Below are 13,086 nucleotides of genomic sequence, written 5' to 3'. Positions count from 1 at the left end.
CCAGAGTCCATGACTCCTCGACGACGCGGCCGCGGGAACAGGCCAGCACCCCGATCGGTTCTCCCCCGTAATGACCGACCTGCTCCCTCCGCCGCTCCCCGATCCCGCGACCGCCAGCCTCTTTCTCGATTTCGACGGCACCCTCGTCGAACTCGCCGCGACGCCGGACGGGATCGTCGTCGAGGAGGTGGTCGGCACGCTGCTCGCCCGTCTATCGGCCGCCATGCCCGGCCGCGTCGCGCTGGTCAGCGGCCGGTCGATCGCGCAGCTCGACGGCTTTCTTTCCGGCTGTCTGCACCAGGTCGCGGTCGCCGGCAGCCATGGCGCCGAGCGGCGCACACCCGCGCAAGGGCATGTCCGCCCCGATCGCTCGGAGGCGCTGGAACACGCGGCCGCCGAACTCGCCGCCTATGCCGATCTGGAGGGGCTGTTGTTCGAGGCCAAGACGCTGGGCGTCACCCTCCACTTCCGCGCCCATCCGGAGCGCGAGGCGGACGCGGTGGCGATGGCCGAGCGGGTCGCCGCCCAGTACGGGCTCCACGCCAATCGCGGCAAGATGATGGTGGAGGTCCGCCTGCCCGGCGACAAGGGCGCCGCCGTCCACGCGCTGCTCGAGACGCCGGCGATGGCCGGCACGATCCCCTGGTTCCTGGGCGACGACCTTACCGACGAGGACGGGTTCGCTGCCGCCGCGGAGCGGGGCGGTGCCGGCGTGTTGGTCGATCCGCCACGGGCGACGCGCGCCTCCTACCGGCTCGATGGCGTGCCCGCGGTCCATGCCTGGCTCGCGCGGCTCGCCGACGCGGCGGAGCAGGCGGCATGATCGCCGACATGGACCTGTGGCCGATCGGCAATTGCCAGGTCTCGGCGCTGATCGACAAGAATGGCCGCTTCGTCTGGGGCTGCGTTCCCCGCGTCGACGGAGACCCCGCCTTCACCGCGCTGCTCGACGGCGGCGAGAACGGGGTGGAGCCGGAAACCGGCTTCTGGGCGATCGAGATGGAGGGGGCGGTGCGCACCACCCAGTCCTACGTCCGCAACACGCCCATTCTCGTCACCCGGCACGAGGACGACGACGGCAATGCGGTGGAGATCACCAGCTTCTGCCCCCGCTACGACCGGATGGGCCGCCCCTACCGCCCGACCGCCTTCGCGCGCATCGTCCGCCCCGTTTCCGGCAGCCCGCGCATCCGCGTCCGCCTGCGCGTCGCGACCGATTGGGGCGAGCCGACCAGCATCACCACCGGCTCCAACCATGTGCGCTACCTAATGCGCGACATGACGTTGCGGCTGACCACCCTCGCCTCGATCGACCGGCTGCGGGCGGAGACGTTCTTCCGGCTGACCGCCCCCCATTACTTTTTCCTCGGCCCCGACGAGAGTTTCCAGGGTCGCCTCAACGACGAGCTGGAGGTGATGCTGGAGCGGACCGCGCACGAGTGGCGCCACTGGGTCCGCGGCCTCGCCATCCCGCTTGAATGGCAGGATGTCGTCATCCGCTCCGCCATCACCTTGAAACTCTGCCAGCACGAGGAGACCGGCGCGATCGTCGCGGCGCTGACCACCTCGCTGCCCGAGCACGCCGATTCGGGGCGTAATTGGGATTATCGTTACTGCTGGATCAGGGACGCTTATTACACGGTGCAGGCGCTCAACCGGCTGGGCGCGCTCGACGTGCTCGAAGGCTATCTCGCCTATTTGGCCGACATCGTCGACGACGCCAAGGACGGCCACATCCAGCCGCTCTACGGCGTTGCGGGCGAGAAGCGCCTGCCCGAGCGGATCGCCGAGCGGCTGCCCGGCTATCGCGGCATGGGCCCGGTCCGCATCGGCAACGAGGCTGCGGTCCAGGTGCAGCACGACGCCTATGGCCAGATCGTCCTGTCGGCCGTGCAGGCGTTCCACGATACCCGCCTCTACCGCATGGCCACCGCCGCCGAGTTCGCCGAGCTGGAACGGATCGGCGAGCGCGCGTGGCAGGTCTACGACCAACCCGATGCGGGCCTATGGGAACTGCGCACCCGCGTTGCCGTCCACACCTACTCCGCCGCCATGTGCTGGGCCGCGTGCGACCGCATCGCCGCCGCCGCCCGCGCGCTCTCCCTGACCGAGCGCGCCGCCTTCTGGAGCAACCGCGCCGACACCATGCGCGCCCGGATCGAGAAGGCCGCCTGGCGCCCCGACACCAACCGCATGTCCGCGACCTTCGAGGGCGACGACCTGGATGCCAGCCTGATCGAGCTGCTCGACCTGCGCTTCCTCGCGCCCGACGACCCCCGTTTCCTCGGTACGCTGGACGCGGTGGAGAAGGGGCTTCGGCGGGGCTCCACCATGCTCCGCTACGACACCGAGGACGATTTCGGCCTTCCGAAGACCGCCTTCAACGTCTGCACCTTCTGGCTGATCGAGGCGCTGCACGCCACCGGAGACGACGAGGACGCGCGCGCCCTGTTCAAGGAGATGGTCGCCCGCCGCACCCCCGCCGGTCTGTTGTCGGAAGATATCGACCCGAAGACGGGCGAGCTGTGGGGCAACTACCCGCAGACGTACTCGCTGGTCGGCCTCATCAACTGTGCCGGCCTGCTCAGCAAACCCTGGAGTTCGGTGCGATGAGTCGCTTGATCGTCATCTCCAACCGCGTCGCGGTGCCCAAGGGCGGCGAGAGCGGCAACCAGGGCGGTCTCGCCGTCGCGCTGCAGGCGGCGCTGCGCGAGCATGGCGGCCTGTGGTTCGGCTGGTCGGGCGACACGGTGGAGAGCTTCACCGGCAACATCCACCGGCACGAGGGCGCCGGCGTCACCACCGCGACCATCGACCTCGAGGAACAGGATATCGACGAATATTACAACGGCTTCGCCAACCGCACACTCTGGCCGCTGTTCCACTACCGGATCGACCTGACCGAGTTCGAGCGCGACTTCGCCGGCGGCTACGCCCGCGTCAACGATCGTTTCGCCGACACCGTGCTGCCGCTGGTCGGCGAGGAGGACCTCGTCTGGGTCCATGACTATCACCTGATCCCGCTCGGGCGGAAACTGCGCGAACGCGGCGTCTCCAACCGGATCGGCTTCTTCCTCCACACGCCCTGGCCGCCGACGCGATTGCTCACCGCACTGCCCAGTCATCGGCAGCTGGTCGAGTCGCTGTTCGCCTACGACGTGGTCGGCTTTCACACCGCCGACTGGCTCGACAGCTTCCACCACTACGTCACCAGCATGATGGGCGGCACCGTGGATGGCGAGACGGTGACCGCCGACGGCCGCAGCATCCGCGCGATCGTCGCGCCTATCGGCATCGACACCGCCGAGTACGAGGCCGCGGCCGAGAGTGCGGAGGCCCGCTTCGCCCGCGACCGGATGCACATGTCCGCCACCGGCCGCGCGCTGGTCGTGGGCGTCGACCGGCTCGATTATTCCAAGGGGCTGCGCGAACGGTTCCTCGGCTACCAGCGTTTCCTCGCCAACCATCCTGACCGGCGCGGCCTGACCAGCTTCCTCCAGATCGCGCCGCCCAGCCGCGAGAAGGTCGATACTTATCAGGCGATCCGCACCGATCTCGACGCGCTGTCGGGCAGCATCAACGGCGAGTACGCCGATATCGATTGGACGCCGATCCGCTACGTCAACCGCGGCTACCCGCGCGAGGAACTGGCCGGCATTTACCGCTCCGCCCGCATCGCGCTGGTCACCCCGCTGCGCGACGGCATGAACCTGGTCGCCAAGGAGTTCGTCGCCGCGCAGGACCCCACCGATCCCGGCGTGCTCGTCCTGTCCGTCTTTGCCGGCGCCGCGCAGCAGATGACGGAGGCGGTGCTGGTCAATCCCTACAGCGCCGAGGAGATGGCCGACGCGATCGTCACCGCTCTGGCCATGCCGCGCGAGGAACGCTTGCGCCGCTGGCAGGCTCTGATCGAAGGCGTCCGCCGCGAGGACGTGTTTTGGTGGTGCGGCCTGTTCCTCGACGCGTTGGAGGCGAAGACGCCGGAACTGGTGTGAAAGCGACCGCCGGTCAGGCGATCACCACCCGGTCCAGCCCGAGCCACGCCGCCATCCGGTCGAGCTCGACCAGCAGCGCTTCGCGCGTGTCGGACGCCGCGCCTTCCTCCAGATGCACCGCGTAGACCAGCAGCCGTCCGCCCTGCCGATCCGCCTTCACGTCCACCCGCGCCGCCATTTGGTCCCCGTGCAGGAACGGCAGCACGTAATAGCCGAACTGCCGCTTCTCCGCCGGCACGTAGATCTCGATCCGGTAACGGAAGCCGAACAGCCGCTCCGCCCGCTCGCGGCGCCAGACGAGCGGGTCGAACGGCGCGAGCAGCGCGTCCGCCCGTACCCGCCGCGGTATCACCGCGTCGCGATGCCGCCACGCCGCGGGCCAGCCCGCGACCGTCACCGGCACCAGCGTGCCCTCCTCCACCAGCGCGTCGACCGCCGCCCGCGCGTCGGCGGGGCCGAGCCGGAAATAGTCGCGCAGATCCCCCGCCGTCGCCACACCCATGGCGCGCGCCGCCCGCTCCACCAGCATCCGCTGCGCCGTCGTCTCGTCGGGTGTCGGCAGGTCGAGCACCGCCGCCGGGATCACCCGGTCGGTCAGGTCGTACACTCGTTCAAAATTGCGCCGCCGCGTCGCGGTGGTGACGTGGCCGGCGTAGAACAGCCATTCCAGCGCCCGCTTGGCACCGCTCCATTCCCACCAGCCGGGCCGCCCCGTTTCCAGCTGCGACGCGGCCATTGGCCCCTCACCGCGCAGACGGTCGAGCAGCGCGATCGCCTCGCCCCGCCGCTCGCCCGCGAAGGCACGCATGCTGGCGTATCCCGCCTCGCCCCGGTCCGCCCGCGCCATGCGCCAGCGCAGCAGCGGATGCAGATCGAGCGGCAGCAGCGACGCCTCGTGCGCCCAATATTCGAACAACCGCCGCGACCGCCGCTCCCCCCACGCCGTACGGTCGAGCAGCGCCGTGTCGTAACTGCCGAGGCGCGAGAAGGCGGGCAGATAATGCGCCCGCACGACGACGTTGACGCTGTCGATCTGGTGCAGTCCCAGCCGCTCGATCGTCCGGCCGAGCGCGGCGGCGGTGACGACAGGTGGCCGCGCGCGTCCGAACCCTTGTGCCGCCAGCGCGATCCGCCGCGCCTCGCCCGGCGACAGCGTCTCGATCAGGCGAGGCCCGCCGCGCTCAATCCGGCGTCCACCGCCGCGCGCGCCGCCTCGTTCGCGGGCGTCATCGGCAGCCGCAGGGCCGGCGGGAAGCCCGGTCGCACGCGGGTCAGCGCGTATTTGACCGGCCCCGGCGAGGCATCGACGAACATCGCGTCGTGCAGCCGGTACAGCCGCTCGTGCAGCGCCAGCGCCGCCGCGTGGTCGCCACTCGCGCACGCCGCCTGGAACTCGGCGCACAGCCGCGGGGCCGCATTGGCGGTGACGGAGATGCACCCGACGCCGCCCATCGCGTTGAACGCGAGCGACAGGTCGTCGTTGCCCGACAGCTGGACGAAGCCGTCACGGAGCGCCAGTCGATGCTGCGTCACCCGCGCCAGTGCGCCGCTCGCGTCCTTGATCGCTACGAAGACGGTCGGGAACGCCTCGACGATGCGGATCACGGTCTGCGGCAGGATGTCCGTCACCGTGCGTGCGGGTACGTTGTACAGCACGATGGGGAGCGGCGACGCGGGGGCGAGCGCCTCGAAATGGCGGAAGATGCCTTCCTGCCCCGGCCGGTTGTAATAAGGCGGCACCATCAACGCCGCGGCCGCTCCCGCCTCCTTCGCCGCGCACAAGTTCGCCGCCGCGACCGCGGTGTCGTTCGATCCCGCACCCGCGATCACCGGCACGCGGCCCCTCGCCTGCTCGACGCAGACGCGCACCACGCGGAAATGCTCGTCCTTGTCCAGCGTCGCCGCCTCGCCGGTGGTGCCGCAGGCGACCAGCGCCGACGATCCTTCCGCGATCTGCCACTCGACCAGGTCGCGAAACGCTGCCTCGTCGAACCGCCCTTCATCGTCGAACGGGGTGACCAGCGCAGGAATGGAACCGGAGAACATGGAAGGGGGCCTCTTCGCGCCGAAATCGTGAATTCGTTCAGGACAGATACGGGTTGCATCCCTATCCTGTCCACATGATCGCATCCGCCAAGCTGCCGCTCCTGCTCCTCACCGCCGCGGGCGCCGCCGCCGCGCTGCCGCACGCGATGCCCCAGTTGGTACAGGGCCAGAGCGACGCCGCCGCGACCGAGGCGGCGAACCGCCAAGCCGCCGGTGCCCTGACGCCTTCCGCCACCGCCCGCCCGCCGGTGTCACCCGCCATCGCGTCGGCGCTGGCGCAGTGGCGGGCACTCCAGCAGACCGACGCGCTGCCGTTCGACAGCTACGCCCAGTTCGTCACCGCGCATCCCGGCTGGCCCGGCGAGACCGCCAACCGCCGCGCGGCCGAGCGGCAGGCGGGGCTCGGCACCGGCAATCCGGTGAGCGTCGCCGCCTTCTTCCGCCGCTTTCCGCCGCTCACCGCCGCCGGCACGGTGGCGCAGGCACGCGCGCTGCTCGCCACCGGCGACGTCGCCGGCGCCAACGCCGCGGCGCGCGCCGCCTGGCGGATGGGCACCCTCTCCTCCGCCGACGAGAGCGCGGTGCTGAGCGGCTTTCCCGGCGCCCTCTCGCCCGACGATCAGGACGCGCGCATGGACGCGCTGCTGTGGCAGGGCGCGCTCGGCGCCGCGCAGCGCCAGCTGATCCTCACCAGCCCCGCGCGTCGCCCCGTGTTCGAGGCCCGGCTCGCCTTCCGCACCAAGGCGTCCAACGCCGCCGAGCTGTCCGCCTCTACGCAGGCGCTGTACGCGAGCGATCCCGGCTACGTCGCCGACCGCGCCACCTGGCTGCGGGAGACGCTGTCGCCCACCGCGCGCACCTGGCTGGCGCAGCCGCGCCGCCTCACCACCCGCCCCGGCAACGTCGAGGAATGGTACGAGGTGCTGCTCGTCAACGCGCGCGGCGCGGCCGCGGATGGCAATTGGCAGCAGGCCTACGACATCGGCCGCCAGGTCGACGACGCCTATCCTGCCGGCACCGACGTGTCGAAGAAGCCGTACGGCGAGCGCGACGATTATACCTCGCTGGTCTGGCTCGCCGGCCAGGCCGCGCTCAAGAAGCTCGGCCGCCCCGCCGACGCGATGCCCCTGTTCGAACGCTACGCTCGCGGCAGCCAGGCGCCGCAAACGCGCGCCAAAGGCTTCTACTGGGCGGGTCGTGCTGCCGAGGCGGCCGGGCTCGCGCCGCAGGCGACCGCCTTCTATGACCAGGCCGCGGCCTATCGCGACCAGTTCTACGGCCAACTCGCCTTGGAGCGCACGGGCCGGCCGCTGGTCGCACCGCCCGCCGTCTCGCGCGCCGCGCTCGACCCCGCCGCCCGCGCCCGTTTCGACGCGCGTGAGACGGTGCAGGCGGCGCGCTTCCTGGGCCAGATCGGCCAGTGGAAGGACCAGACCGCTTTCGTCCGCCAGATCGCCGCCGATGCCACCACGGAGAGCGATCATCTCTTCGCCGAGCAGCTGTCGCGCGACATCGGTCGGCCTGATCTGGGCGTGATGGTCGGCCGCAGCGCGATGCAGAACGGGCTGACCGACTATTCGGCGCTTGGCTTCCCGACCGTGCCGGTTCCGGCCGGATACGAGGATCGCTGGACGATCATCCACGCCATCGCCCGGCAGGAAAGCCAGTTCGATCGCGCCGCCGTCTCCGGCGCGGGCGCGCGCGGTCTGATGCAGCTGATGCCCGCCACCGCGCGAGAGCAGGGCGGTAAAATCGGACTCAGCTTCACGCCCGAGCAGCTGTCGAGCGATCCGTCGATCTCGATCATGCTCGGCTCCAGCTATTTCGCGCGCGTCTTCGCCACCTATGGCAGCTACCCCCTGGCGATCGCCGCCTACAATGCGGGGGGCGGCAACGTGAACAAGTGGCTGCGTGCGAATGGCGATCCGCGCACCGGCACGGTCGACTGGGTCGATTGGGTAGAAGCGATCCCCTATTCGGAGACGCGCAATTACGTGCAGCGCGTGCTGGAGAACGCCGTCGTCTACGACCTGATGAACCCGGCTCGCGCCAAGAGCACGGGCGCGACCCGGCTCAGCTGGTACCTCGGCAAGTCGCGCCCCGGCTGATGGAGCCGCGTCCCAACTACATCACCCCCGCCGGCTACGCGACACTGCGCCAGGAATATGACCGGCTCTTCGCCACCGAGCGCCCGGCGCTGGTCGAGACGATCGCCTGGGCGGCGGGCAACGGCGACCGCTCGGAGAACGGCGATTACATCTACGGGCGCAAGCGCCTGCGCGAGATCGATCGCCGCCTCGGCTGGCTGTCCAAGCGGATGAAGGCCGCCAAGGTCGTCGATCCCGCGCAGCAGCCCGACCGCACCCGCGCCTGGTTCGGCGCCACCGTCACCATCGCCGACGAGGACGATAATGAACGCGTCCTGACCCTCGTCGGCGACGACGAGGCGGACGCCGGCGCCGGCCGCATCGGCTGGAACGCTCCCCTCGCCCGCGCGCTGCGCGGCGCCGCCGTCGGCGACCTGCGCCGCGTCACCCTTCCTGCCGGTGACCGCGAGTATGAGGTGGTATCCCTCCGCTACCCGTGCCGCGAGGAACGCTCGCCTCCCCTCACCCGTTCGGGCGAGGAAGGAGAAGTACCCATGGCCGAGAACCCCCGCACCACCTCCGCTCGCGATCACGACGACTCCAAGATGATCGACGCCGCCGTCGCCGAGGCGGATACCGATGCCGTTGCCGGCAGCGCCGGCGGCGCGCTCCAGACCGACATCGGCTCGCAGGCCGATCTCACTCGCGCCGTCGACGATCCCGAAGCGATTACCCGCGCCGAGAAGGCCGACGACATCGCCAACAACCAATCCTACGACAGCGATCGCCGCGGCCAGAACGGGTGACGCCTTGCGGGTGGGCGCCGGACCAGCGACAAGGGCGCCATGGACGAGACTCCCACCCGCAACATCGCCCTCCTGATCGACGCCGACAATGCGCAGGCGTCGACGCTCGACCCGGTGCTGACCGTTCTGGCCGAACTCGGCACGGTCAACGTCCGCCGCGTCTACGGCAACTGGATGAAGTCGGAACTGAAGAGCTGGCGCGACATGACCGTGCGCCATGGTATCGAGCCGCAGCAGCAATTCGACATCACTAAGGGCAAGAACGCCACCGACATGAAGATGACCATCGACGCGATGGATCTGCTCTTCCGCGGCAAGGTGGAAGGGTTCGGGATCATGTCGTCCGACAGCGATTTCATGCCGCTGGCCATGCGTATTCGGCAGGAGGGAATTCCCGTCTACGGCTTCGGCACGATGCGCACGCCCGAGGCATTTCGCCGCGCCTGCACCCGCTTCATCGACGTTGCCGCACTGCCTAGCGCGGCCGAGCAAGAGACGCCGACGGACGCCACGGCACCTGCCGCTGCGGCACCCTCCCCCGCCCCCGTCTCCCAACCGGCCAAACCCGTCACCACCGACGTGCCGATCGCCGAATCGCTGCCGCCGCCGATCGCCGTGTCGCGGCCGACGCGGAAATCGCCCGTCGATACCGAATTGCTCCAGCTGCTGATCGACGCCTACGATGCCTCGAAGCGCGACGAGAAAGGGTTCGTCAGCCTCGCGGCGATGGGGCAGCTCGCCGCCAATCGCTCGAGCTTCGACGTCCGAAACTACGGCTACCGCCGCCTGTCCGACCTGATCGCCTCGGTTCCCAATTTCCAGATCGAGCAGCGCGAGGGGGGGCGATCGTTCGTGCGACGGCTGCGCTGACCGCAACCATTCCATGACGCTAGCGTTACGGTTCGATCCATTCCAGAGGAGAGCCGTCGATGGCCGATACCGACACCCCCGGCACCGACACGCCGCCCGCCAAGAAGCCGGCTCGTCGTCGGTCCACCACTCCCGCCAAGTCGGCCCAGCCGCGCAGCACCGCCGCGAAGGCCGCCGATGCTCCTGTCAAGAAGGCGAAGGCACCTGCCAAACCCCGCTCGACCAAGCGGCAGGCGAGCCCCGCTGCGCGCAAGTCGAAGGCGGTGACCGCCGCCAAGAGCGCGACGGACAGGGTCGGCGGCAAGTGGGGTGCAGCGGCGATCGCAGGCGGACTGGCCGCAGCCGGTGCGGCGGCGGCCGCCCTGCTTACCCTGCGCGGAAGCAGCGCCAAACCATCCGATCCGGCGACGCCGAAGGATGGCAAGGCACATCAACCTGACGGCAAAGACTCAAGCGCCTCGTTCCGGGCCGGTATCGCGGACGAGAATACCGTTCCCGACAAGGCATAGCGAGAAGCTGGTTGCATGGCGGTCGCTGCGGACAGCGCGGCACGGCCTGCGAGAAGTTTCACGTGAACGGGCTGAGGAGCTACTCAACCGTGCGCCGCCGCTATCCGGCGGCACACGGCTCACATCTTACCAGCCTTGCGGCTTGCCGCGGTTCTGTTGGTCGAGCCAGGTTTTCAGCGGCGCGAAATAGGCGATCAGTGCCTTGCCCGACATCTCGCGGCTGCCGGTGAACACTTGCAACGCATCGGGCCACGGCTTCGACTGCCCCATCGCCAGCATCGCATTCAGACGTTGGCCGACTTCCTTGTTGCCGAAGAACGAGCAGCGGTGCAGCGGTCCCTTCCATCCGGCCTGACGGCAAGCCGCCTCGTAGAATTGGAACTGGAGAACCCGCGCCAGGAAGTAACGCGTGTAGGGGACGCCTGCGGGGACGTGGTACTTGGCACCCGGATCGAACTTGCTCTCGTCCCGCGCGACCGGCGGCTTCACGCCCTGATATTGGAGGCGCAGCGCGTCCCAGCCCGCCTGATAATTGGCCGGCGTCACCTGACCCGAGAACACCTGCCAACGCCATTTGTCGATCAACAGGCCGAACGGCAGAAAGGCGACCTTGTCCATGGCCTGGCGGAGCAGCAGCCCCGTGTCCTTATCGGCGCCCGATACCTTGGCTTGGTCGAGCAGGCCGATCTTCACCAGATAGTCGGGTGTGATCGACAGCGCGATCGTGTCGCCGATTGCCTCGTGGAAGCCGTCGTTGGCGCCGTTCTTGTAGAGGAACGGCTGCGCCTTGTACGCGCGCTGATAGTAGTTGTGGCCGAGCTCGTGGTGGATGGTGACGAAGTCGTCGCCGTTTACCTTGGTGCACATCTTGATCCGGATATCGTCCTGATTGTCGATGTCCCAGGCCGAGGCGTGGCAGATCACCTCCCGATCGGCGGGCTTCACGATCTGCGAGCGCTGCCAGAAGGTATTAGGCAGGGGCTGGAAGCCTAGCGACGAGTAGAAGCTCTCGCCCTGCTTGACCATCCGCGTTGGATCATATTGTTTGGCGACGAGCAGGTCGCCGACGTCGTAGCCGAGGTCGCCGGCACCTTTCGGTGCGACGACGTCGTAGATGTTGCCCCATTCCTGCGCCCACATGTTGCCGAGCAGGTCGGCGCGGATCGGCCCGGTCTTTGGCTGCACGGCGTTGCCGTATTTCTCGTTGAGCTTCCACCGGACATAGGTGTGGAGCGCGAGGTAGAGCGGTTTGACCTCGTTCCAGATCTTGTCGGTCGTGGCGGCGAACTGCTCGGGGGGCATGTCGTAACCGGAGCGCCACATCGCGCCGACATCGGAATAGCCGAGCCCTCTCGCCCCTTCATTGGCCAGGGTCGCCATCTGCCGGTAATCCGCCCGCATCGGCGCGCCGACATTGTCGTGCCAGCTGGTCCACATCTCCTGCAGCTTGGCGGGATCGCGTGTCGTCCCCATCGCCGCCTCGATATCGGAGCCGTTGATCGGCTTGCCGTCGAGCGTACCACGACCCTTGCCGTAGGCGGACGACATCTTGGTGGTCAGCGTCGCGAGCTGGTCGGCAGCACCGGGGCGATCGGGTGCGGGCAGGACGATACCGCCGCGCAGCAGGTCGAGCTTGCGCTTCGTGTCATACGACAGACCCGGCGTCTTCGCGAAGGTCGCGGCCTGGTTGGCGAGCTTGACCTGCAGCTCGGTTAGCGCGGCATTCGACGAGGCGGCGAGCGCGTCGGTGTCGTCGGTGATGTAGGTCGCGTTGACCCAGTTCACCTGATTGTTCGGCACCGACGCGGCGGCGAGTTGCTTCTCCGCCTCGGCGACGAAGGCATCGGCCTGCGCCGACGTCGTGCCCGCGGCCTGCTGCGGCGCCGGTGCAGGCGGCGGTGCAGCGGCGGTGCACAGCAGCGCAGCGACCATGCCGAGCGTCGTGGTGGTACGGTTCATGCCATCCTCTCGATATATTATGGGGATTCCATCGCGCTGGCGCGGTAACGGGTCAAGCCGCCAGGAATGCGGCAATCGCTTGGCCCAGTTCCGTCTTCGCGACCGAGCTCATATGGCCGCCGGGCACCTCCACGTAGCGGCCGTTGGGCAAAGCTGCGGCAAGGGCGGGCGCCGATCCATTGTCCCCATCCTCGTCCCCCGCGACGACAAGCGTCGGTTGCGCGAAGCGCGCGACGTCGTCCGGCGCAGTGTCGACGAAGGTGTCCAGCACGCCGAGCAGCGCCTGCGGATCGCCCTTGGTCGTCTTCAGGAACGCCTCCGCCAGCCACTCCGGGCTGCCGCGCTCGTGTTTGCCCAGTTGGGTCAGGATATTGCGGAAATGCGCCACGCGCCGATCCGTGTGCGTCAGCCCTTCCAGCCCCATGCCGGCGAACACGATCCGCTTGGGCGTGGCGCCGGTGACCAGCATCCGCGACGTCGTTCGTGCACCGAGCGAGTAGCCGCCGAGATCATAGTCGCTCAACCCCAGATGGGCGATCAGCGCATGCCCGTCACGGGTCAATGCGTCCGGCGAGTAGGCCGCCGCATCATGCGGTCGATCGCTCGCACCATGCCCGCGCAGGTCGGGCATGATGACCCGGCATCCCTCCGCCGCGATGGCCGCGGCATGGCCGTACCGGATCCAATTGGTGAACGCGTCGGAGAAATAGCCGTGGATCAGCACCACGGGACGGCCGTTGCCGAGCTCGTACCAGGCCAGGCGCGTGCCGTCGAAGGATGAGAAGAATTGCGGATCGGGAGCGGTGTTCATGCC

At 69.1% G+C, this 13,086-nt stretch carries 10 protein-coding genes and 1 pseudogene; 7 read left to right on the top strand and 4 right to left on the bottom strand.

Annotation, left to right across the window (positions count from 1 at the left end; genetic code table 11):
* Positions 1-70 precede the first annotated feature (70 nt).
* The 3 genes from otsB to BM145_RS01350 are packed head-to-tail and all read left to right on the top strand — an operon-like array spanning position 71 to position 3,995.
* Positions 71-823, top strand: a complete 753-nt coding sequence (gene otsB / locus BM145_RS01360) for a trehalose-phosphatase (RefSeq protein ID WP_093330302.1) — start codon at positions 71-73, stop codon at positions 821-823.
* Positions 820-2,613 carry a glycoside hydrolase family 15 protein gene (locus BM145_RS01355; RefSeq protein ID WP_177200044.1) on the top strand — a complete coding sequence of 598 codons (1,794 nt, stop codon included), beginning with the start codon at positions 820-822 and terminating at the stop codon, positions 2,611-2,613. The genes otsB and BM145_RS01355 overlap by 4 nt, the downstream gene beginning before the upstream one ends.
* Complete coding sequence (locus tag BM145_RS01350) at positions 2,610-3,995, top strand: alpha,alpha-trehalose-phosphate synthase (UDP-forming) (RefSeq protein WP_177200043.1); 1,386 nt, start codon at positions 2,610-2,612, stop codon at positions 3,993-3,995. Before BM145_RS01355 ends, BM145_RS01350 begins: the two co-directional genes overlap by 4 nt.
* A gap of 13 nt (positions 3,996-4,008) precedes the next feature.
* On the opposite strand, the gene BM145_RS01345 is transcribed toward BM145_RS01350, so the two are convergent.
* Both BM145_RS01345 and dapA read right to left on the bottom strand, forming a co-directional pair.
* The gene (locus tag BM145_RS01345) at positions 4,009-5,043 is read right to left on the bottom strand and encodes a winged helix-turn-helix domain-containing protein (protein ID WP_281244337.1); all 1,035 of its coding nucleotides are present in this window, start codon (positions 5,041-5,043) and stop codon (positions 4,009-4,011) included.
* Positions 5,044-5,156: 113 nt separating this feature from the next.
* Positions 5,157-6,041, bottom strand: a complete 885-nt coding sequence (gene dapA / locus BM145_RS01340; protein WP_093330299.1) for a 4-hydroxy-tetrahydrodipicolinate synthase — start codon at positions 6,039-6,041, stop codon at positions 5,157-5,159.
* Between the two features lie 74 nt (positions 6,042-6,115).
* Here dapA and BM145_RS01335 point away from each other — a divergent pair, with 74 nt between their 5' ends.
* The 4 genes and pseudogenes from BM145_RS01335 to BM145_RS01320 all read left to right on the top strand — a co-directional run bounded on the left by BM145_RS01335 (position 6,116) and on the right by BM145_RS01320 (position 10,313).
* Positions 6,116-8,149 (top strand): lytic transglycosylase domain-containing protein, encoded by a 2,034-nt coding sequence (locus BM145_RS01335; RefSeq protein ID WP_177200042.1) that lies wholly within the window; start codon positions 6,116-6,118, stop codon positions 8,147-8,149.
* Positions 8,149-8,625, top strand: a pseudogene (gene greB / locus BM145_RS01330) (transcription elongation factor GreB); the annotation flags it as partial. The gene BM145_RS01335 and the pseudogene greB, both read left to right, overlap by 1 nt.
* Before the next feature lie 348 nt (positions 8,626-8,973).
* Complete coding sequence (locus tag BM145_RS01325; RefSeq protein WP_093330297.1) at positions 8,974-9,804, top strand: NYN domain-containing protein; 831 nt, start codon at positions 8,974-8,976, stop codon at positions 9,802-9,804.
* A gap of 59 nt (positions 9,805-9,863) precedes the next feature.
* Positions 9,864-10,313, top strand: coding sequence for a hypothetical protein (locus tag BM145_RS01320; protein WP_093330295.1), 450 nt, complete (start codon positions 9,864-9,866; stop codon positions 10,311-10,313).
* Positions 10,314-10,439: 126 nt separating this feature from the next.
* On the opposite strand, the gene BM145_RS01315 is transcribed toward BM145_RS01320, so the two are convergent.
* Positions 10,440-12,272 (bottom strand): M2 family metallopeptidase, encoded by a 1,833-nt coding sequence (locus BM145_RS01315; RefSeq protein WP_093330292.1) that lies wholly within the window; start codon positions 12,270-12,272, stop codon positions 10,440-10,442.
* Positions 12,273-12,324: 52 nt separating this feature from the next.
* Positions 12,325-13,083 (bottom strand): alpha/beta fold hydrolase, encoded by a 759-nt coding sequence (locus BM145_RS01310; protein ID WP_093330290.1) that lies wholly within the window; start codon positions 13,081-13,083, stop codon positions 12,325-12,327.
* Positions 13,084-13,086 lie beyond the last annotated feature (3 nt).

The sequence above is a fragment of the Sphingomonas rubra genome (assembly GCF_900115745.1).
GTDB lineage: Bacteria > Pseudomonadota > Alphaproteobacteria > Sphingomonadales > Sphingomonadaceae > Sphingomonas > Sphingomonas rubra.
Note: the sequence above shows the minus strand (reverse complement) of the source record. Positions and strands in the feature narration are given on the sequence as shown.

Excerpts from the sequence above, each read along its gene's own strand:
- BM145_RS01310 (WP_093330290.1), bottom strand. The coding sequence starts at position 13,083 with ATGAACACCGCTCCCGATCCGCAATTCTTCTCATCCTTCGACGGCACG.
- BM145_RS01325 (WP_093330297.1), top strand. The coding sequence starts at position 8,974 with ATGGACGAGACTCCCACCCGCAACATCGCCCTCCTGATCGACGCCGAC.
- otsB (WP_093330302.1), top strand. The coding sequence starts at position 71 with ATGACCGACCTGCTCCCTCCGCCGCTCCCCGATCCCGCGACCGCCAGC.
- BM145_RS01350 (WP_177200043.1), top strand. The coding sequence starts at position 2,610 with ATGAGTCGCTTGATCGTCATCTCCAACCGCGTCGCGGTGCCCAAGGGC.
- BM145_RS01320 (WP_093330295.1), top strand. The coding sequence starts at position 9,864 with ATGGCCGATACCGACACCCCCGGCACCGACACGCCGCCCGCCAAGAAG.
- dapA (WP_093330299.1), bottom strand. The coding sequence starts at position 6,041 with ATGTTCTCCGGTTCCATTCCTGCGCTGGTCACCCCGTTCGACGATGAA.
- BM145_RS01335 (WP_177200042.1), top strand. The coding sequence starts at position 6,116 with ATGATCGCATCCGCCAAGCTGCCGCTCCTGCTCCTCACCGCCGCGGGC.
- BM145_RS01315 (WP_093330292.1), bottom strand. The coding sequence starts at position 12,272 with ATGAACCGTACCACCACGACGCTCGGCATGGTCGCTGCGCTGCTGTGC.
- BM145_RS01355 (WP_177200044.1), top strand. The coding sequence starts at position 820 with ATGATCGCCGACATGGACCTGTGGCCGATCGGCAATTGCCAGGTCTCG.